This is a genomic window from Neobacillus solisequens (assembly GCF_051233465.1).
Lineage (GTDB): Bacteria > Bacillota > Bacilli > Bacillales > Cytobacillaceae > Neobacillus.
This window is the reverse complement of sequence record NZ_JBKFGJ010000006.1, coordinates 296,235-315,145: the sequence shown is the minus strand read 5'-3', so window position 1 is coordinate 315,145 and position 18,911 is coordinate 296,235. Positions and strand designations below refer to the sequence as shown.

Sequence of the window (18,911 nt, the reverse complement as noted above, 5' to 3'; positions counted from 1 at the left end):
TATCGACCGGAACAACGTATTATTATAAAGTAAGAGCATATGCATTAAATGGAACAACCAAAATATATAGTGACTATTCACCAATCGTAAGTGCAAAGCCGGTTCCAGTTGCACCAGCAGGCGTAAAATCAACATCAACAGGATATAATAGTATAAGTACAAGTTGGAGTACAGTAGCTGGAGCAAGTGGATATGAAGTATGGAGATCAACAAGCAGTACAGGAACATATTCATTAGCAGGGACAGTAGCAGGAACAGTATTAAGTTATAATAATACAGGACTATCGACCGGAACAACGTATTATTATAAAGTAAGAGCATATGCATTAAATGGAACAACCAAAATATATAGTGACTATTCACCAATCGTAAGTGCAAAGCCGGTTCCAGTTGCACCAGCAAGCGTAAAATCAACATCAACAGGATATAATAGTATAAGTACAAGTTGGAGTGCAGTAACTGGAGCAAGTGGATATGAAGTATGGAGATCAACAAGCAGTACAGGAACATATTCATTAGCAGGGATAGTAGCAGGAACAGTATTAAGCTATAATAATATAGGACTATCGACCGGAAAAACTTACTATTATAAAATAAGAGTATATAGATTAGTAGGAACAACAAAAATATATGGAAATTACTCAACTGTTGTAAGTATAAAGCCAGTCCCAGTAGTACCAGTAAATTGTAAAGCAGTAAGGACAAGTTCAACTAGTATAACTAATTCATGGAATGCAGTAGCAGGAGCAAGTGGATATGAGGTATACAGAGCGGGTTTAAGTAATGGAACATATAGCTTAGTGAAAACTACAACCTCTTTAAGTTTTGTAAATACAGGATTAATAAAAGGAAATACTTACTATTACAAAGTGAAAGCATATAGATTAGTTGGAACAACAAAAATATATAGTAACTTTACAAATGTAGTTTATGCTAAAACATATTAGACAAACTAAATAGTGATATTTATTTATGGTTAATTCAAATATTAATAATTGGTTACTAAAGAGATTAAAATATATTTTTATAATAATAAAAAGCTCTTATTCATGTAGTTGTACATGGGTAAGAGCTTTGATTTTTAATAAAATGTTACAAATAGCATATCAAAGTGAAAAAAATAAACTAAAAGGAATTTCAAAAGAGGTAAAAGATACAATTTGCGGTATACTAGAGATTTTAGATTCAGAATATGGAGAGGATAGAAACTACAAGATGATGACTTAGACCAAAGTGATTGTTTTAGCAATCTCTTCGACTTATCGATTCGAGGAAATGTCATTCAATGGTTCGATGGGCACTCTGCAAATCCTTCTCCAGTGTTTTGGTACTCTCTTAATTTTTGATATATAAAAAAGAGACAACAGTATTTCTTCTTCATTAAATAGAAAAGTATGATTTAGTTTTATAAAAAACATGATGATAAACGTGATCAATTGAAAGTTTTTTTATTTCGGATATAGTTTTAATAGATTCTTTCATCATGGAAGGATGATTCATCTTTCCGGTAAAAGATCCCAATGGAATACTTTTTATCATTTATCACGTCTGCTTTTTTAGGATTAATTGAACAATGGGTTCAAAATGGTTTAGATAAGACCCCTCAAGAAATGACAGCATTATATATTGATATAATTTCTTTTATTCAAAAGAAATAACAATACCCACCTCCACCATATAAAATTCAGCAGCAAATGGTTGCTTTGATGATCGGTATGATAGAGGAGCAAAAAAATTACATCTAATTAAACGTGGTGTGATATTAGATGCAATTTTTGTTGGCATTCATCCTTTTATCGATGGTAATGGACGAACTTCGAGACTGCTTTTAAATCTTGAATTTAAGTCTTGTTATCCACCAATTATTATTAAAGTTGAAATTCGATTAGTTTATTACAATGCATTAATAAAGCACATACGACAGAGGAATATGAGGACTTTATTTAGCTGTTTGCGAAGGAAGTTAAATCTTCATTGGATCTTTTTAAGTGCAGTACAAAACCCCATTTAGATATGTTACCGTGAACCGTACCATAAGTAAAGTGAGGATTTCAAAATGCATTTGTTTTTATTAGAAAAAAAGGTAGTATTAAAGGATACCAATTTCACAAGGAGAATTTGAAAACGATGAGTAATTTGCCTAATTGCCCGAAATGTAATTCTGAATATACGTATGAGGATGGGATAATGTTAGTATGCCCCAATTGTGGTTATGAGTGGACGTTAAATCACGAAACGGGCGAGGATCAGAGGACGTTCAAAGATGCAAATGGGAATGTTTTGAACGATGGGGACACGATTACAGTCATTAAAGACCTTAAAGTAAAAGGAAGTTCATCCGTAATAAAACAAGGTACTAAAGTAAAAAATATTCGTTTGGTTGATGGGGATCATGATATTGATTGTAAAATTGATGGGTTTGGTGCAATGAAATTAAAATCAGAGTTTGTAAAAAAAATATAAATAGGATTTTAATGTAATTGAGCCAAAGAACTTTTTATTATATTTTCTCTTAGGGAGTGAAACCTCATTAAACTGTATCATAAGTAAATGAGGTTTTTTGTTTTCCATTAGTAAAGTACTATTACTCATAAAATGGTTGGATTATTTTTGATACTTAAGAATCATAAATGAATCATTTGATTGACTTTATTGTAAGGCCGGTGTAATGTAAATATTAATTTTATAGGAAGACCCACTAGGGGAGCCATTTTTGGCTGAGACAGAGTTGCTCTGGACCCTTTGAACCTGATCTAGTTCATACTAGCGTAGGAAAGTGGAGACCGTGCACGGGTATATTTACAATTATTCTGCCGCTCCATTTTTGGAGCGGTTTTTTGTTTTTTAACAGTGAATCGCTCCATTTAAAGTCTTCCCAATATAACCAAAAGGGGGAAACATTTATGAGTTTTTCAGCGGAATTGAGAAAAGAGGCAAATCCAATCTTTGAAGCAATTTTTGAACATCCTTTTGTGCAAGGTATTGCCAATGGTGATTTAAGAAAGGAACAGCTTATTCATTATGTCAAACAGGATTTTGAATACTTGAATTCCTTTATCAGAATCTATGGAATGGCCATAGCAAAATGTGAGAAACGTGAAGATATGGAGATGTTTAATAAGCAAATCTCATTTATATTAAACAGCGAAATCCATCCACACCATAACTTTTGTCAGGTAGCGGGTGTTCAATATGAGGAACTGCAAGGATTTCCACTAACTCCATCTGCACTTCATTACATACGTCATATGCTGACCATTGCTCATGAAGGTACATTAGGGGAAATCTTGTCTGTTTTATTGCCATGTCCATGGACTTATTGGGAAATTGGAAAGAGATTATTAAGTGAAATTAACCCGGATTGCTCTCATCCCTATTATGAATGGATTCAGTTTTATGGTAATCGGACAGATTCTATTACAACCAAATTTTGTGAACGAATAGATGAATGGGCTTTGGAAGCAACGGAGAAAGAAAAAGCAAAGATGAAAGAACATTTCTTAATTAGTTGTCAGCTTGAATATATGTTTTGGGATATGGCCTATAAACTTGAGGAGTGGCCAGTAAAAATGGAGGCAGTAAAAAGATGAATTGGAAGATGAAAGAAGTCGTGCTAACAGTTATTTTATCAGTTGCCTGCGGAGTTATTTACTTAGGATGGTCGACTCTTTGGATCCCGATTTCTGCTTTAGTAGGACCTGTCGGTGCCGGTTTTATGTTTGGGATTTGGGTGATTGCTAGTCCAGTAGTGGCCTATATTATTCGTAAACCAGGTGCCGCTTTTATTGCCGAGGTTGCAGCAGCAGCTGTTGAGTTATTAACGGGAAGTCATTTTGGTCTTTCAGCCTTGTTAGTAGGAGTGTTTCAAGGGATTGGGTCTGAAATTGCTTTTGCCCTATTTAGATACAAGCGCTACGACCTCGTTACGTTAATGCTATCTGGTGCTCTAGCAGCAATTGTCGGGATGGGGTATAACATATTGGCTAATGGATTTGGATTCTACACCACAGGCGTATTTTTTACAACGTTAGGAATACATGTGATCAGCGGAATCATTCTGGGTGGTTGGTTAGCAAAGGTCATAGTGGATGCACTGGCTAGGACAGGTGTTTTAGAACAATATGCCTTGATGAAAGAAAAAAGAAAAAAGGATGACATTCATGGGAAAATTTCTGGGATGTAGGAATCTTTCTATTCGCTTCTACAATCGTTCTGAAAAGATCCTTAATGATATGACGTTATCCATTAATAAAGGAGAAAAAGTATTAATATTAGGCCCTAGTGGGAGTGGAAAATCTACATTGATTTCTGCTCTTGCAGGGATTATTCCTGAGCATGTTGAGGCAGAAGTAAATGGTGAAGTGTTTCTTAGGAGTCAGGCAGGTGTTATGATTCAAGATCCGGACACTCAATTTTGTATGCTTCGTGTTGATGAAGAAATTGCTTTTAGTCTCGAAAATAAATCTATTCCCCGGAGTCAAATGGACCCAATCATTTTGGATGTAATGGATCAAGTAGGATTAAAGGTTGATAGGAAAACACCCATTGAAACACTCTCAGGGGGGATGAAACAAAGATTGGCATTAGCCTGTTTATTAGCATTAGAACCCGAAGTATTGTTTTTTGATGAACCGACAGCCCAATTAGACCCAGTTGGAAGAATGGATATATTTGAATTATTGAAACAACTATCACAAATGACCAACCAAACAATGGTATTTGTTGAACATGTTCTTGACGGCTGCATCGAATGGATGGATCGGGTCATTCTGATGAATGAGCGAGGAAGCATCATAGCGGATGGGAAGCCAGAAGAAATTCTGCTACATTATCATCATGAAATGACAGAAGCAGGTGTTTGGCGGCCTAAACTATTCCCTTACAAGTGGATAGATGTTGTGGAAAGTGCCTCGCACCCACTATCTATCAAGCTGTCAGAAATGTTGCAACGTAAGCCTCAAGAAAGAGTGGTTGAAGATCATTTGATCACAACTAAAAATGTTGAAATTGGTTATGAAAAAAAGGCGATCGTGAAGGATATTAGTATAGATATCCATAAAGGTGATTGGGTCTCTATCATCGGGGCAAATGGAGGTGGAAAAACCACTTTCTTAAAAAGTTTAATACGGTTAGAGCCAATAAAAAGTGGGAAAATCCTTTTTCAAAATATGGAACTTAAAAAATGGTCTGACCAGGAATTATATGAAAAGGCAGGTTATGTCTTTCAAAATCCAGAGCTTCAATTTATAACAGATACAGTATTTGAGGAAATTGCTTTTGGCGGCAGACAAAGAAATTGGCAAGAAGAGGAGATTCATGCCAAAACCATTGGACTTTTACAGGAGTTTGGGTTGGAATCTTTTCAGAATGCCCACCCTTTTACCTTAAGCTTGGGGCAAAAACGGCGGTTAAGTGTAGCGACCATGTTATTGTTTGATCAACCTTTATTATTGCTTGATGAACCAACGTTCGGTCAGGATGAAAAAACTACTAAGGAACTTATTAAGCAGTTAAAGAAGAGACAGGAACAGGGAACAACCATTGTAATGGTAACGCACGATATGGATTTAGTTGATACTTGTTCTAATCAAGTCATTCTCTTGAATAAAGGAAGAGTTGCCTATCAAGGGACACCATACGGGTTATTTTCTAATCAGGAAATCATACAGGAAACGGATATTATTCCGCCGCTTCAATACCAGTTAATGTATGCAAGAAGGGAGCGGCTTTTTGTATGAAATCCAACGATTCTTTCCTCGCCTCCCTAAATCCTTCTATGAAATTACTCTCTCATTTGTTAGTCATGTTTCTGTTAATGACCATAACAAATCCAAAAGTGACATTTGGGATATGGGTACTTGGGGTATTCATTGGAATTTTTTTAGGGGGGTGGAGAATTAGGTACCTTCTAAAAAGTCTATTACCGTACTTGGGATTTTTTATTCTTGTGTTTTGGATGATGGCGGCTTTTGGAGAAGGGGAAGAAACCATTTGGAAATGGGCCTGGTTTCATATTACAGCGGAAAGTATGAATCATGGCTTAACCATTGCAATAAGGATGTTAGGGTTTGTAACGTATGGATTGTTGTTTACCTCAACAACAGACTTGACTTTACTTATTATGAGTTTCATTCATCAATGCAAACTATCTCCTAAATGGGCTTATGGGCTATTAGCAGGGTTTCGTTTTATCCCGCTATTCCAAACTGAATTCAACCAAATGAAAATCGCACATAAAGTGAGAGGTTATAAGCAAAAAAAAAGTTGGAAAGCGTTTATGAGGTACTCATTACCACTGTTCACTCAAGGTATAAGAAAGTCAGAACGAATTGCTATTGCAATGGAAGTGCGTGGATTTACGGGGGCAAGGGATAGAACTTATTATCAAACCGCTAGAGTAGTCACAAAAGACGTAGCCTATTTACTATCTTTATTAATTGTTGTAATAGGAATTTCCATTTTTATTAAATGAAACAATAGTTTTGATGAAGTTGAATGATCTAAATGAGTTTTTTTAAGTAAAACAAGCCAAAAATAATAAGATAAAAAAATCTGTATATCTTTGGCTTGTTGAATTTATGAGATAGATGACATTCGGTTCCAGTTTTTAATATTATTCCGTAATAGTACTATGATTAAATACTGTTGATAACCTTGGATTGGTAAAGCTCAATTAAATAGCGAGGAATTGTTCTTCATTTGGGATAGTTAATTAATGTGTGTAAAAAAAAAGGTCTTTTGTATAGGAAAGAAAATAAGCCGAATTATATAGAGTATTGAAAAAGACTTGTATACTTCGGCTTATAAAATATTACTCAGTTAAGAGGCTAATGCATCGGTTTTGTTGAATTGAAAAATATAACATTAAGTAGTGACACTAAAAGGCAATCACTGCAAAAAATCTATTCGTTTCTTTTTTGTTCTTCACCATTTAATACTAGTTGAAAGGCAATGTCGGCCTTTAATGAATCAGACACAGCGCAATATTTTTCCTTCCCAAGGTCAATTGCTCTCCAAATTCGTTTGCTGTCAATGTCACCATCAATGATAAATGTTATGAGGATCGAGGTGAAACCTTTTGGCTCTTTTTCTTTTCTCGTTCCGTCAGTTATGATCTCGAGGTTTTGAATGGAAGGCAGGTAGTGGCGTAATATCATGGTGACGTCAATGCCAATACATCCTGCAACGGAAGCTAAAAGCATTTCAGTAGGGGTCATTCCATTTCCTTCTCCGCCATAGGCCTCCGTTGCGTCCATGTTAATTTTAAATCCAGAATCCCCTACAGCTGTAAAGGCGCGCTGCCCATTCCACTTTGTACGTACAATCATATTCATCCTACCTTTACTATGATTCTTTACTATGATTATTGTAATTTTAGAAATCTTTTTGCTCGCTCTGTTTTTGGATTCATAAAAAATTCCTCTGGCTTTCCTTCTTCGACAATGATTCCATCAGCCATAAAAATTATCCTGTCTGCAACTTCTCTAGCAAACTGCATTTCATGTGTAACGATAACCATTGTCATTCCTTCATTGGCAAGCTCTCTTATGACATTTAGCACTTCATCTACTAACTCAGGATCTAATGCAGAAGTGGGCTCATCAAAAAGAATAATACTTGGCTCTAGGGCTAATGTACGTGCAATAGCAACTCTTTGTTGCTGCCCTCCGGATAATCTGGAAGGATACTCATTTCTTTTATCAAATAAACCTACTCTTGAGAGCAGGGCTTCCCCTTTTTGAATCGCCTTTTCTTTATCCCACTTTTTCACAATCATCAATGCTTCCATCACATTTTGTAGAGCAGTCTTATGTGGATATAAATTAAATTGTTGGAACACCATCCCTGTTTGCAGACGAATTTTACGATATTCTTTGATCCGTTCCTTTTTACTTTGCTTCGAATAAACAACATTTCCATTTAGTTCGAAACTGCCTTCCGTCAGTTCCTCGAGCCCATTCAGGCAACGGAGAAGAGTGCTTTTCCCGGAGCCGCTTGGACCAACAATGGCAACTACTTCCCCGTCGTTCACCTGTAAGTCGATTCCTTTTAAAACCTCTAACTGATGAAAGCTTTTTGATAACTTGTTTGTTTTAATCATGATTAAACTCCAACCTAAACATAGATAGATAAATGTTTTTCAATTTTCTCAAGTATAAAGGAAAATAATATGCTCATAATCCAATACATCAATGCAATCGACAAATAAAATGGCATATAGACATAGTATTGAGCAATTAATAATTGGGCTGAACGTAAAAGTTCAGTCACAGTAATAACGGATACAAGCGAAGTTTCCTTTAACATTCCAATAAATGTATTTCCCATTGGTGGAATAGCAATCCTTATTGCTTGCGGGAGAATGATTCGCCTTATTGTTTGAAAGGGTGTCATTCCAGAAGCATATGCAGCCTCGGTTTGTCCTTTCGGGATCGATTGGAGCGCACCCCGCATCGCTTCTGAAATATAAGCTCCAATGTTAATACTTAAAGCAATATAAGCCGCTACTAATGGATTAAGCTCGATATTATAATCGGCTAGTCCATAATAGACAATAATGATTTGGACTAGCGTAGGGGTTCCTCTAATAATCGAAACATAGGTACGAGCCATCCAACTGATAAAGCGATTTCCTTTCAAGCGGGCAATGGCAATTATTATCCCAATTATGGTGCCGAAAAACATGGACACAATGGTGATAAGGAGCGTATAGTACGCCCCTTTTAATAAAAATTGTATATTTTCTAATACTAGATTCATCCTAAGTTTTATCCTTTCTTTGTCAGTAGGTTAATCTTGAGGTTTTTCACCAAACCATTTAACAAAGATATTGTTATAAGTCCCGTCTTTCTTCATATCACTTAAAATAGAGTTTATTTTTTTCACAAATTCCGGATTGCCTTTACGGACAGCAATTCCGGCTTTATCTGATTTAATTGGTTCACCTACCGCTTTGATTTTAAAACCATTCTGTTCAACAACTGGTTTTATCGCATACATATTGTTAATAGTAGCTTCAATTCTGCCTGCATCTAAATCCTTAAGTGATGTGATAACATCATCGTATGTTTTGATATTAAAATTACCAACCTTCGGAAGTAATACAGTTCGAAGATACGTTTCATCGTTTGTCCCTAACCCAACCCCTATGTTTTTCCCTTTAAAATCGGTTACTGACTGGATAGTATTATTATCTTCGCGGACAATAACCTTTACATTATTAGTAATATAAGGATCGGAAAAGTCCATTTGCTTTTGCCGATCAGGGGTGATGGTCATCTGACTGATGACAGCATCAAATTTCTTTGCTTGCAAGCCGGCAATCATTCCAGAAAATTCTTGAGCAACGAACTCAACTTTTACATCTAAACGTTTAGCAATTTCTTTTGCAATATCTGCATCGAATCCATCCATTTGCTTATTTTTGTTTAGGAAGTTATATGGTTGGTATGTACCCATTAACCCAACTTTAAGAACGCCTTTGTCTTTAACTTGTTGCAATAAGTCACCTTTATCTGCATTTCCTTTAGCTGTATTACTATTGCTGTTTGAACTGCATGCACTTAATAATAATGAAACTGTTAACATTAGAATTAATGCGAATAAAGATTGTTTTTTTATATTCATATTCCTATCTCCTCTATTATTTGAAGTTAATGTTTTACAAACAACCTGCCCTTGGGTTTTATTTTTCTATATTCCGAGCAAACCGAAAAACTCAAAACTGACTAGATCATGCGCAATTTCACCAGCTGACTTTTTTGTTAAAGTTGAATGTTCTGAACTGAATAGCCATCTATCCAAAGTTCCAAGGATGAGACTGATTAAAAATGCTGATTCTAAAGAGGGATCTTTTTCTGGCAATATTCCCAGCTCAATAGCGCGTTTAATGTTGTTTTGAAAAGAGTGCTCAACTTTAACCCAAGTTTCTTTGATGACGTTGTTGACTGAGGCTTCTGCTTCTACCCCGTTAAGTAAAAGTTTAATTAAATTTTTATTTTCCTCAGCAAATTCAAATAAATCTTTAAATAATTTTTCTGATGATTTTACGGCATCTTGAACCGTTCCGTTTGTTTGGCGGTAGCCTTGTGCAACAACCTTTAAAATATGCTGTTGACCATTTTGAATAATTTCTAAAGCAATGGCCTCTTTACTTGGAAAGTACCAGTAAAAAGTACCTTGCGCGACCCCGGCTTCACGAACAATATCGGAAATTTTGGTTTTGTGATAACCATTTTTTGAAAATAACTTCAGTGAAATCTTCAATATCTGTTCTCTTCTGTCGAGAGTAGGATTGGGCTTCGAAATGAACACCTCCAATTATTGATTGATTAGTCAGTCAATACAATCCTAATAAACTTTGGGAGTTTAGTCAACAAATTCGATAGATTTAGTAGGAATTATTTTTTATCCTCTTTCAAGGAGATGCCGATTGGTGAAAAAAACTCATTTATATAGTTTTGTTGAACGTTACGATAAGTAAAGGAGCCATCATTAGTAGTCGAAAAAAATTTAAAAAAACGGAATCACTTCAGCAATTCCGTTTTTTACGCACAGTATGATTAGTGAATAAACGTCGATTATCGGAAAGTTTGTTCCTTCGAAGAGACCTAGGAGCAGCATTCTACAGAGAAATGAATAATAGTATGGGGACACTTGGGCCATTATGATGGTGAGTCAAAAGGTATTAGATTCTAAGATTAATTCGTTCCGGAAGTTACAATAAGGGTTCCATCATGTTTAAACATATTAAGAGATTGTCTAACCATTCCAGATCCATATTTAATGATTCGCGCCCTAGAGGTGGGTGGGTCACCCCATAGACAGTTGGTGACAACACCACTAGTACCATCATCCCAGTACATAGCACCTTTGATTTTACAACCATTGAACACTATCCCATTTTGTCTGACATGGACAAAGACGACATAAGGGTCTGCTACGCCATCACTAAAAATATTACAATTATGAAAAGCTACGTAGGTGTTATTTTTAGTTGTAAAAAAGGCTTGGATATCAATCGCTCTTGTTTTAGAGTAAATCCAACACCCATCAAATACAAAGTCTGACATATCGGCACCTGTAATAGCAAAGTGGGTGTTTAAGTCAATGATCACGTGCGAGAATTTGAAAGCGAGACCTTGGACAACATTCACACCCCATCTGGCTGATCCAATATAACCACCAATGAACATGCAGCCCTCCGGTCGTCTAATAAAACCTTGGTAGATTGCTCCATTTACATACACACCATTATTTGAACCCGTAAAGTGACAGCCAACAAAGGTGTTATTCACAATTTGTCCCTGTATTTTTAAGCCACTGTCCCCGATATAAAAGGCAGTAATAGATTCGAAAAAACATCCCCATACTTCTGCTAGAAAAAGGCCGGTAAAGACATGCGAGATTGAAATATTTTTAAATGTACTGTTATAAACAGCGTAGTTGACGCTTGAGGATTGTGTAATTTTACTTTGATCTGCAGTCCCCATATACATGCCAATAAGGTTTTTGTAATTGGCATTTCCATCAATTTGTAAATCGCTAATAAATCTCGTGCTCATCGTCAAATCTGTTCCGGCAATAGGTTCCCGTCCCTTTATCCAAAGCATAGCATCAACAGGAACACTGGCACCTACAGACACTTGATTCCATGCACCGCCAACTTTTATTAAAGCATTATTACCAATAATAGAAATATAGTCTGGGATTACTATTGTTTGTGAAATGATATAGGTGGCACGAGGTTTAAGGTTTACGATTCCCATTCCCCTTAGTGCACTGGCCATACAATTTTTTAACGCTTGTGTGTCATCTGTAACTCCATCACCTTTTGCCCCAAAATCTTCTGGTAGTAGATAGTAATTCATACAGGTTAGAATCAACTCCCCCAAAAAATTACGCACACCCGTTTTGAATTGGTTATTCTTTACTCAAACGATTAAATGGAAGGTACTAAACATTTCCTAGATAAAAACTCAACATAGAAAAGAATGTGGCTTATTTAGTTGTATATGCTAATAATTAGACGAATATCCAATCGTTTCCGTCGGACATTACCGGTGGTTGCTATTTTTTTGAAGAAACACAGGGAGAGTAGGGCGGAGCCCTTTATCATAAGTAAATAAGTTAGTAGCCAATAATGGTTATTTTCGGGTAATCCTTTTAGCAATATAATTTTTTCTATCAACAGAATAAAGAAGAGTATTCTAACTGGAACTCCGATTAAATATATGAAAAGGCAAAATAGAAGCTAATTGAAAGTATTTGAATTATTCGATTGTAACCATAAACATGTAATTATGGTATGATGAACGATGGAAAGTTCTAGATAGGCATTTCAAATAATTGGATGTACATTGCAATAAACTAAATTTATTATTAGGTAGGAAGGCAGAATGACAATAGATCTAAACGATTATTATGCAGTGTCGTTTAATATAATAAGTAACGTAGGTATGGCTAAAAGCTTAGCTATGGAGGCACTTTATGCAGCAAAAGAAGGAAGATTTGAGCTAGCAGAAGAAAAGTTGACCGAATCAAAAAAATTTTATATAGAAGGTCATAAAACTCATGCTTCATTAATGCAGAAAGAGGCACGTGGCGAAGGACTAGAGTTCTCCCTTATCGTTATTCATGCGGAAGATCAGCTGATGAGTGTAGATACGATTACGATGGTTGTTACAGAAATGATTCAGTTGTATAGGCAGTTAATATAGAACAGTCAGGACGTTTATAGGAACGCTTGTAAATGGGCGTTCTACACGTTAACATAGGACCTCCCTCTTTGTTTCCCGGTTTTTAATTATCCGATAGAGGGTGGAAGAAATTTGCTAAATTAGTGAATACTATTAAATATGGCCTTAATAGACGGAAGAATATAGCTTATTGATTGGAATATAACTTGCTTATTTTTTATCTGATTGTTTCTTAAATAAAGAATGAAGAAGAACATCATATTACAACAAATACACGAAGGAGTGAACGAGAATGATAAACATAACCATTCCAAAACCAACTGTTACAATTTCTAAACAAAAGAACCCAGAAGGAAGCAATATTTATGGATTCACAGAATTCCACCTTATTCCTAGAGATAAGGGCGGCATCTTTATGTTCTATAACGATCACCAAGAGCTATTATTTGTTGGTAAGGCAAGGAAATTAAGACAAAGAATTAAAAAGCATTTTGAAGATACTGTTTCTCCTATGAAAATGCATAGAGAGGAAGTCACTAAAATAGATGTTTGTGTGATTGAAGACCCTGTACATAGAGAAATATATGAAACGTTCATTATTAATGAACTCAAATCGAAGTACAATATCGACAAGGCTTTTTTTAGATAAATTAGATGGCTCACGTTTGGTAAAACTAGAAAAAATCAAGTTGGCATCCTTAATGGGTGCCTTTTTTTAATCAAATTGTTGATTTTGGTTGATTAATTCGGTATTGTAACCCAATTTATATCAATTAATTTGGACGAAAATGAAACCCAAAAAAAAAGGGATTATACCATCCCCATTTTTCAGCCCTTATTTAGTAAAGGACGATCTTGCAAGTAGAGATCTAAATCTGGACATTTTCCTTTAACAATTTCTTCGACAATAATCTTCGATAGCAATTGGCTGTAAACCATCCCGTTATCACCAAAGGCAAATAGAAAATAACTATTTGGATAGGCTTCATATTTGCCGATGATTGGAATCCCATCCACTGTGCCTCCATAAAACGCCGCTAAGTAATATTCCGGCTGCACTTGAATAGTGGGAAACATTTTATTAAACTCTTCAATCAGTTGATTTTTTTTGTGAATGAGTTTACTATCTCGATCTTCAGAATACGCAGTATTATCATCAAGCCCGCCTATAATGATCCGGTTATCTCTAGTTGTTCGCATATATAAATAGGGGCGAGCGGTTTCCCAAATAAGTGTCCTGTTATACCATTGGGAGAGATCTTCTACTGGCTGGGTAGTCACTGTATATGTACTTACAAACGAAGCCTTCTTCTCTTTTTTAATTTCTATTCCTTCATAACCTGCCGCAAAGATCACATAGCGTGCTTGTATGGTATGACCATTCTTTGTAGAAACAATCATCTTTCCTATTTTATCATCAAAATGGTGCCCGTTCATTTCTGTATGTTCATATATTTTGATCCCTTTTCTTGCGGCATGCTCCAATAGTGCATGGGTGAATCTGAATGGGTTAATTTCTGCATCGTTGTAGCAATAAATAGCAGCCTCCCTGCTAAAGGGATATTTTGCTTCAATCTCTTCCTTTGATAAAAAGGTAAGTTCACCGTTATGCTGCTTTAAAAATTCATATTCCTTTTTCAGACTTTCAACGTCTTCTGCACAGCTTGCGGCATACAAGGTGTCTCTTCTGCTGAATTCACAATCAATCGTGACGTTCTTAGATGCTACCTCAATTTCATTAATAGCCTCTTTAAGTAATTGTAGATGCCTTTCGATGTAATCTGATCCAAAGGTATTGATTAGATCGGTAAACATTTTTTCACCGGAATACTGAAGAAGGGCTGTATTCGAACTAGTACTGCCGCTCCCAATCGTAGTTTTTTCAATCACAGCCACATCTAAATTAGTATCAGCGAGGTAATATGCACACTGTGCTCCAGAGCTCCCTCCTCCAATGATTAATACATCACAAGATAGGTCCTCTTCCAATACCGTGTATGATGGAGCATCAGGAAAAGTAGTAGGCCAATAATAGGTTCCAGATTGTACATTCATCTATATCCCCCAATTATAAAAAAGTATAATGTTACTATTTCCAACCTCAATTTGTGTATACAGAAATCTAAGTGAAATTGGTATCGGTTAAACAAAATTAAAGGAATGAAGTATACGATTGTTGCTAATTTTGTCAAAAATTACACGACTCCGAAAAGGTAATAGGTATTACCAAGTGGTATAATAGAGGAGAGGAAATTCTAGCGGTTTTTGCTGCAAAAAGTAACATCGGAGGGCTTCAAAATGGACTTTTTTGAGATAACATCCAAACACATAAATACTTTAAACCATAATGAGAAAGACCTGTATAATTACATTATTCGAAATATGGAAGAAGTAAAGAAGAGCACAATCCGAGATTTGGCTGCCAAATGTTATGTATCACCAGCAACCATTATCCGCTTTCTAAGGAAAATTGGTTTTTCCGGTTATAGTGATTTTATAGCAATCTTAAAATTTACAGATACGGATCATGAAGAGTTTCATAATCCATTTGTTGTTTCACAGGAAAATTATCGAATTGAATACTTAAAAAATATATATGAATCTGTCCGGGTTCTGGATATTGAGAAAGTCAATCAAATCTCCCGGCTTTTGAAGAATAAACCGAGACTTGTGATCATGGCACGCGGTTTAAACAAGAGTGTCGGTCATTATTTCGAATATTTATTTTCCGGTTTTGGTTTTGAAGTGGTGTTCCCCGAGGATAATTACTTTCGGCAAATGCTCTTAAATGGTATCCGCAACACAGACCTTGTGTTCTTCTTTTCATATGGAGGGGAAGACAAGGAACTGATAAGAGATATAGAATTATTAAATATAAAATCAAAAGCTACAGTTGTATCCATCACATCAGCAAACAATAATCCGGTACAAAATATGAGCCATATTAATTTTTACGTATTCGCCGATTCTATTCAAGTGAACGGAATTGATATGACTTCTCGGATTTCCATGATTAGTCTAATCGAATTAATTGCTTATAAATATATGGAAGAGATTGCCGAGAATGCAGATCAACAGTTCGACTCCCCCCCTTACTTTAATGGGGAAAACGAGATAGGTGGATATACGAAAGAATCCACATTTAATATAAAAAGGGCCTCAAATGACTTCATCGTATGAGGTCTTTTTTTTTGGGGCTAAACAGATTTATTACATACATTCAGATTGCATACAATCCATTAAACCTCATGAATTATTCAAAATGACTCGCTACTGGGCGAGTCTTCATTTATACAAAGATGTACGTTCCTTTTGTTATCTCAGAACCTCCTCATGATGATATGAAACATGTTTCGGGGTTTGGAACATGTTTTGGAAGCAATGGAAAAACCCCCGTTTTTTAAGGGTTTTGTTTCGTGTTTTGGAACTTTTTTAAAGGTGGTTGTTCTTGATTCTAAAGCCGCAAAACCTATTCTCAGCGCTTAAAAACAGCATTAAGATAAGGGTGTAAACATTACTGCAGGAATGTTGGAAATTAAAAAATCAGCTTGGTTGACGGAAGAACAGAATTTGATTGATCGGGTACCCTTAAATTTTGTCAACCGAATGCATGAGGAGTATGAACGATGGAAAATAAAAAAAAGCTTCGGTTATTTGATTCGGTACTAATGGCTGTAACCGTTGTGCTTGTGGCAGAATCTGTTGCTCCAGCAGCTGCGGTTGGGCCCTCCCAATTTTTCTGGTGGATCCTGCTTTTAATCGGTTTTTTTCTTCCATATGGTTTAGTTTCAGCCGAACTTGGAACGACCTATGATGATGAAGGAGGAATATATGATTGGGTAAAACGTGCCTTTGGCCCAAGAAATGGCGGCCGTGTCGCCTGGTTCTATTGGATTAACTATCCACTATGGATGGGTTCACTGGCAGTACTTGTTCCTACTACTATTACAGAAATATTTGGTCATGAATTTGGCTCTATAAGTGCGATCATCATTTCTTTAGCATTTATCTGGATTGTAACCGTTATCAGCTTCTTTCGCATAAGTGATAGCAAATGGATTTTAAATATGGCAGCTATTTTTAAAGTGTTTATTATGGTGAGCCTCGGCGGTATTGGTATCTATTTTGCCTTTACACAAGGAGTGGCCAATACATTTAATATGAAGACCATGTTGCCTTCGATGGATATTTCCAGCCTTTCATTTTTATCGGTTATCATTTTCAACTTCCTTGGCTTTGAAGTAGTTACATCAATGGCTGGGGAGATGGATAATCCACAGAAGGATATTCCGAAAGCTCTGATTATGGGTGGAGCATTGATTGCAGTGTTTTACTTGTTGGCAGCATTCGGAATTGGAGTAGCAATTCCATTTAAAGAGCTTACTACAGATAGTGGATTAATAGAAAGCTTCTCCACTTTGCTGGGATCTGGCGCAGGTTGGTTTGTTGCCATTATCGGCTTAATGTTTATCTTTACACTTGCCGCAAACCTTATTTCATGGGCATACGGTGTTAACTATGTGGCCCTTTATGCAAGTGAAAATCACAGCTTGCCAAAAATATTTAAATGGAAAAATGAAAAAACAGAAATGCCAATTGGTGCACCGCTTCTAAACGGTATCATTGCATCGGTCCTTGTTGTAATTGTTCCATTAATGAACAATTTTGGACTAGAAGATATATTTTGGAGTTTCTTTGCTCTAAATATGGTTACCTTGCTTGCATCTTATCTCTTTATGTTCCCAGCCTTCTTGAAGCTTCGTAAAATGGATCCTGATCGGGAACGACCATATAAGGTAAAGGCTACGGGTTTCATGTTAAAGGTAATCGCCTATGTACCATTTGTTTTACTTCTAATGTCTGTTGTGTTTACGGTTGTTCCACTTAATTTAAGTAAGGATGAAATAGTCGGTAAACTTCCGTTATTAATCGGAACGATAACTTCAGTTCTCATTGGAGAATTCTTTATTAACCGTAGTCTAAAACAAAAGGATCATAAACAAGGAGGAGACGATAAACATGCACACATTGCTTAGTACCCCAAAAAGAGATGGATACCGGATGCCTGGAGAATTTGAATACCATGATGGCTGCTGGATGATTTGGCCGGAAAGAACAGATAACTGGCGCTATGGTGCTAAGCCAGCACAACATGCCTTTGTTAATGTTGCTGTTGCAATCTCCAAATTTGAACCGGTGACGATGGTGGTCAGCCCTGCACAATATGATAACGCAAGACACATGCTGCCTGAAGATATTCGTGTGGTTGAAATGGTAACAGACGATTCTTGGATGCGCGATGTAGGCCCGACATTTGTAGTGAATGATCAAACTGGAGAAGTCCGCGGAGTAGATTGGACGTTTAATTCCTGGGGCGGGCTTGTCGATGGCCTGTACTTCCCTTGGTTCAATGACGATCACGTTGCACAAAAGGTTTGTGAAATGGAAGGCAAGGACCGGTATCGCCTTAATAACTTTGTCCTTGAGGGAGGCTCCATCCATGTTGACGGTGATGGGACAGTTATTACCACTGAGGAATGCTTGTTAAGCCCAGGCCGAAACCCGCATCTATCAAAAAAGGAAATCGAAGATACGTTAAAAGAGTACTTACATGCAGATAAGGTCATTTGGCTAAAGCGCGGTATCTACCTTGATGAGACAAACGGTCATGTTGATAATATTTGCAATTATGTCCGACCTGGTGAAGTTGTCCTAGCTTGGACAGATGATGAAACAGATCCGCAATATGAAATTTCTAAGGAATGTTATGAGATTTTATCTAAAGAAACGGATGCCAAGGGCCGCAAACTAAAAATTCATAAATTGTATGTCCCGTCTCCTATACTGATCACAAAAGAAGAAAGTGAAGGAGTTGACAGCGTCGATGGAACCTTGCCTCGTGTTGAGGGGGATCGATTGGCTGCGTCTTATGCCAACTACTACACTGCAAATGGAGGAGTCATTATACCGCTGTTTAACGATGCAAACGATGAAAAAGCATTAGCTTTGTTCAGAGAATTGTATCCGGAGCGGGAAGTTGTTGGAGTTTACGCAAGAGAAATTCTTCTTGGCGGCGGAAACATTCACTGCATTACCCAGCAGCAGCCGATGGCAATCCCTGCCGTTAAACCTTTGGAATTAGTGGGAGCGAGATAAATAAAAATTAAAAAATGATAAATTATCGTATTAAAGCATACGAAACATCAACAGAAA

Annotated in this window: 20 protein-coding genes and 1 riboswitch; of the genes, 13 read left to right on the top strand and 7 right to left on the bottom strand. The window is 36.4% G+C overall.

Annotated features, from left to right (window positions below):
- From ACI3K6_RS09075 to ACI3K6_RS09040, 8 genes are all read left to right on the top strand, one after another.
- On the top strand, positions 1–947 hold a 947-nt coding region (locus ACI3K6_RS09075; RefSeq protein ID WP_435554553.1), incomplete at its 5' end, for a fibronectin type III domain-containing protein.
- Positions 948–1,520: 573 nt separating this feature from the next.
- Positions 1,521–1,658, top strand: coding sequence for a TetR-like C-terminal domain-containing protein (locus ACI3K6_RS09070; protein WP_435554552.1), 138 nt, complete (start codon positions 1,521–1,523; stop codon positions 1,656–1,658).
- 98 nt (positions 1,659–1,756) lie between these two features.
- Positions 1,757–2,011 carry a Fic family protein gene (locus tag ACI3K6_RS09065; protein ID WP_435554551.1) on the top strand — a complete coding sequence of 85 codons (255 nt, stop codon included), beginning with the start codon at positions 1,757–1,759 and terminating at the stop codon, positions 2,009–2,011.
- A gap of 116 nt (positions 2,012–2,127) precedes the next feature.
- Positions 2,128–2,463, top strand: coding sequence for a zinc ribbon domain-containing protein YjdM (locus tag ACI3K6_RS09060; protein WP_435554550.1), 336 nt, complete (start codon positions 2,128–2,130; stop codon positions 2,461–2,463).
- 227 nt (positions 2,464–2,690) lie between these two features.
- Positions 2,691–2,792, top strand: a riboswitch (TPP riboswitch).
- Positions 2,793–2,903: 111 nt separating this feature from the next.
- Positions 2,904–3,590 carry a thiaminase II gene (tenA, locus tag ACI3K6_RS09055; RefSeq protein ID WP_435554549.1) on the top strand — a complete coding sequence of 229 codons (687 nt, stop codon included), beginning with the start codon at positions 2,904–2,906 and terminating at the stop codon, positions 3,588–3,590.
- Positions 3,587–4,183, top strand: a complete 597-nt coding sequence (locus ACI3K6_RS09050) for an ECF transporter S component (RefSeq protein ID WP_435554548.1) — start codon at positions 3,587–3,589, stop codon at positions 4,181–4,183. Before tenA ends, ACI3K6_RS09050 begins: the two co-directional genes overlap by 4 nt.
- Positions 4,161–5,738 carry an ABC transporter ATP-binding protein gene (locus ACI3K6_RS09045; RefSeq protein WP_435554547.1) on the top strand — a complete coding sequence of 526 codons (1,578 nt, stop codon included), beginning with the start codon at positions 4,161–4,163 and terminating at the stop codon, positions 5,736–5,738. The genes ACI3K6_RS09050 and ACI3K6_RS09045 overlap by 23 nt, the downstream gene beginning before the upstream one ends.
- Positions 5,735–6,472, top strand: coding sequence for an energy-coupling factor transporter transmembrane component T family protein (locus ACI3K6_RS09040; RefSeq protein WP_435554546.1), 738 nt, complete (start codon positions 5,735–5,737; stop codon positions 6,470–6,472). Before ACI3K6_RS09045 ends, ACI3K6_RS09040 begins: the two co-directional genes overlap by 4 nt.
- 430 nt (positions 6,473–6,902) lie before the next feature.
- Here the strand turns inward: ACI3K6_RS09040 and ACI3K6_RS09035 are convergent, their stop codons facing one another.
- The 6 genes from ACI3K6_RS09035 to ACI3K6_RS09010 form a co-directional block, all read right to left on the bottom strand.
- Positions 6,903–7,328 carry an OsmC family protein gene (locus ACI3K6_RS09035; RefSeq protein WP_435554545.1) on the bottom strand — a complete coding sequence of 142 codons (426 nt, stop codon included), beginning with the start codon at positions 7,326–7,328 and terminating at the stop codon, positions 6,903–6,905.
- A 35-nt stretch (positions 7,329–7,363) separates the two neighbouring features.
- The gene (locus ACI3K6_RS09030) at positions 7,364–8,101 is read right to left on the bottom strand and encodes an amino acid ABC transporter ATP-binding protein (protein ID WP_435554544.1); all 738 of its coding nucleotides are present in this window, start codon (positions 8,099–8,101) and stop codon (positions 7,364–7,366) included.
- 14 nt (positions 8,102–8,115) lie between these two features.
- Complete coding sequence (locus ACI3K6_RS09025) at positions 8,116–8,760, bottom strand: amino acid ABC transporter permease (protein ID WP_435554543.1); 645 nt, start codon at positions 8,758–8,760, stop codon at positions 8,116–8,118.
- A 30-nt stretch (positions 8,761–8,790) separates the two neighbouring features.
- A complete protein-coding gene (locus ACI3K6_RS09020; protein WP_435554542.1) occupies positions 8,791–9,627 on the bottom strand; it encodes a transporter substrate-binding domain-containing protein in 837 nt (278 codons plus the stop codon).
- A 66-nt stretch (positions 9,628–9,693) separates the two neighbouring features.
- A complete protein-coding gene (locus ACI3K6_RS09015; protein WP_435554541.1) occupies positions 9,694–10,266 on the bottom strand; it encodes a TetR/AcrR family transcriptional regulator in 573 nt (190 codons plus the stop codon).
- A 434-nt stretch (positions 10,267–10,700) separates the two neighbouring features.
- The gene (locus ACI3K6_RS09010; protein WP_435554540.1) at positions 10,701–11,870 is read right to left on the bottom strand and encodes a glycosyl hydrolase family 28-related protein; all 1,170 of its coding nucleotides are present in this window, start codon (positions 11,868–11,870) and stop codon (positions 10,701–10,703) included.
- Between the two features lie 528 nt (positions 11,871–12,398).
- On the opposite strand from ACI3K6_RS09010, the gene ACI3K6_RS09005 reads away from it, so the two are divergent.
- On the top strand, positions 12,399–12,719 hold the full coding sequence (locus ACI3K6_RS09005) for a PTS sugar transporter subunit IIA (RefSeq protein WP_335477398.1): 321 nt from the start codon (positions 12,399–12,401) through the stop codon (positions 12,717–12,719).
- Between the two features lie 271 nt (positions 12,720–12,990).
- A complete protein-coding gene (locus tag ACI3K6_RS09000; RefSeq protein ID WP_435554539.1) occupies positions 12,991–13,347 on the top strand; it encodes a nucleotide excision repair endonuclease in 357 nt (118 codons plus the stop codon).
- Positions 13,348–13,526: 179 nt separating this feature from the next.
- Here ACI3K6_RS09000 and ACI3K6_RS08995 read toward each other — a convergent pair whose 3' ends face one another.
- The gene (locus ACI3K6_RS08995; RefSeq protein WP_435554538.1) at positions 13,527–14,753 is read right to left on the bottom strand and encodes an NAD(P)/FAD-dependent oxidoreductase; all 1,227 of its coding nucleotides are present in this window, start codon (positions 14,751–14,753) and stop codon (positions 13,527–13,529) included.
- Positions 14,754–14,996: 243 nt separating this feature from the next.
- On the opposite strand from ACI3K6_RS08995, the gene ACI3K6_RS08990 reads away from it, so the two are divergent.
- The 3 genes from ACI3K6_RS08990 to aguA all read left to right on the top strand — a co-directional run bounded on the left by ACI3K6_RS08990 (position 14,997) and on the right by aguA (position 18,854).
- Complete coding sequence (locus tag ACI3K6_RS08990) at positions 14,997–15,878, top strand: MurR/RpiR family transcriptional regulator (protein WP_435554537.1); 882 nt, start codon at positions 14,997–14,999, stop codon at positions 15,876–15,878.
- A 446-nt stretch (positions 15,879–16,324) separates the two neighbouring features.
- Positions 16,325–17,734, top strand: a complete 1,410-nt coding sequence (locus tag ACI3K6_RS08985; protein ID WP_435554536.1) for an APC family permease — start codon at positions 16,325–16,327, stop codon at positions 17,732–17,734.
- On the top strand, positions 17,718–18,854 hold the full coding sequence (aguA, locus tag ACI3K6_RS08980; protein WP_435554535.1) for an agmatine deiminase: 1,137 nt from the start codon (positions 17,718–17,720) through the stop codon (positions 18,852–18,854). The genes ACI3K6_RS08985 and aguA overlap by 17 nt, the downstream gene beginning before the upstream one ends.
- Positions 18,855–18,911: the final 57 nt, after the last annotated feature.

Bases quoted from the DNA above. Each gene is read 5' to 3' on its own strand.
- ACI3K6_RS09070 (WP_435554552.1), top strand. From the start codon at position 1,521: ATGGAATACTTTTTATCATTTATCACGTCTGCTTTTTTAGGATTAATT.
- ACI3K6_RS09060 (WP_435554550.1), top strand. From the start codon at position 2,128: ATGAGTAATTTGCCTAATTGCCCGAAATGTAATTCTGAATATACGTAT.
- tenA (WP_435554549.1), top strand. From the start codon at position 2,904: ATGAGTTTTTCAGCGGAATTGAGAAAAGAGGCAAATCCAATCTTTGAA.
- ACI3K6_RS09050 (WP_435554548.1), top strand. From the start codon at position 3,587: ATGAATTGGAAGATGAAAGAAGTCGTGCTAACAGTTATTTTATCAGTT.
- ACI3K6_RS09045 (WP_435554547.1), top strand. From the start codon at position 4,161: ATGGGAAAATTTCTGGGATGTAGGAATCTTTCTATTCGCTTCTACAAT.
- ACI3K6_RS09040 (WP_435554546.1), top strand. From the start codon at position 5,735: ATGAAATCCAACGATTCTTTCCTCGCCTCCCTAAATCCTTCTATGAAA.
- ACI3K6_RS09035 (WP_435554545.1), bottom strand. From the start codon at position 7,328: ATGATTGTACGTACAAAGTGGAATGGGCAGCGCGCCTTTACAGCTGTA.
- ACI3K6_RS09030 (WP_435554544.1), bottom strand. From the start codon at position 8,101: ATGATTAAAACAAACAAGTTATCAAAAAGCTTTCATCAGTTAGAGGTT.
- ACI3K6_RS09025 (WP_435554543.1), bottom strand. From the start codon at position 8,760: ATGAATCTAGTATTAGAAAATATACAATTTTTATTAAAAGGGGCGTAC.
- ACI3K6_RS09020 (WP_435554542.1), bottom strand. From the start codon at position 9,627: ATGAATATAAAAAAACAATCTTTATTCGCATTAATTCTAATGTTAACA.
- ACI3K6_RS09010 (WP_435554540.1), bottom strand. From the start codon at position 11,870: ATGAATTACTATCTACTACCAGAAGATTTTGGGGCAAAAGGTGATGGA.
- ACI3K6_RS09005 (WP_335477398.1), top strand. From the start codon at position 12,399: ATGACAATAGATCTAAACGATTATTATGCAGTGTCGTTTAATATAATA.
- ACI3K6_RS09000 (WP_435554539.1), top strand. From the start codon at position 12,991: ATGATAAACATAACCATTCCAAAACCAACTGTTACAATTTCTAAACAA.
- ACI3K6_RS08995 (WP_435554538.1), bottom strand. From the start codon at position 14,753: ATGAATGTACAATCTGGAACCTATTATTGGCCTACTACTTTTCCTGAT.
- ACI3K6_RS08990 (WP_435554537.1), top strand. From the start codon at position 14,997: ATGGACTTTTTTGAGATAACATCCAAACACATAAATACTTTAAACCAT.
- ACI3K6_RS08985 (WP_435554536.1), top strand. From the start codon at position 16,325: ATGGAAAATAAAAAAAAGCTTCGGTTATTTGATTCGGTACTAATGGCT.
- aguA (WP_435554535.1), top strand. From the start codon at position 17,718: ATGCACACATTGCTTAGTACCCCAAAAAGAGATGGATACCGGATGCCT.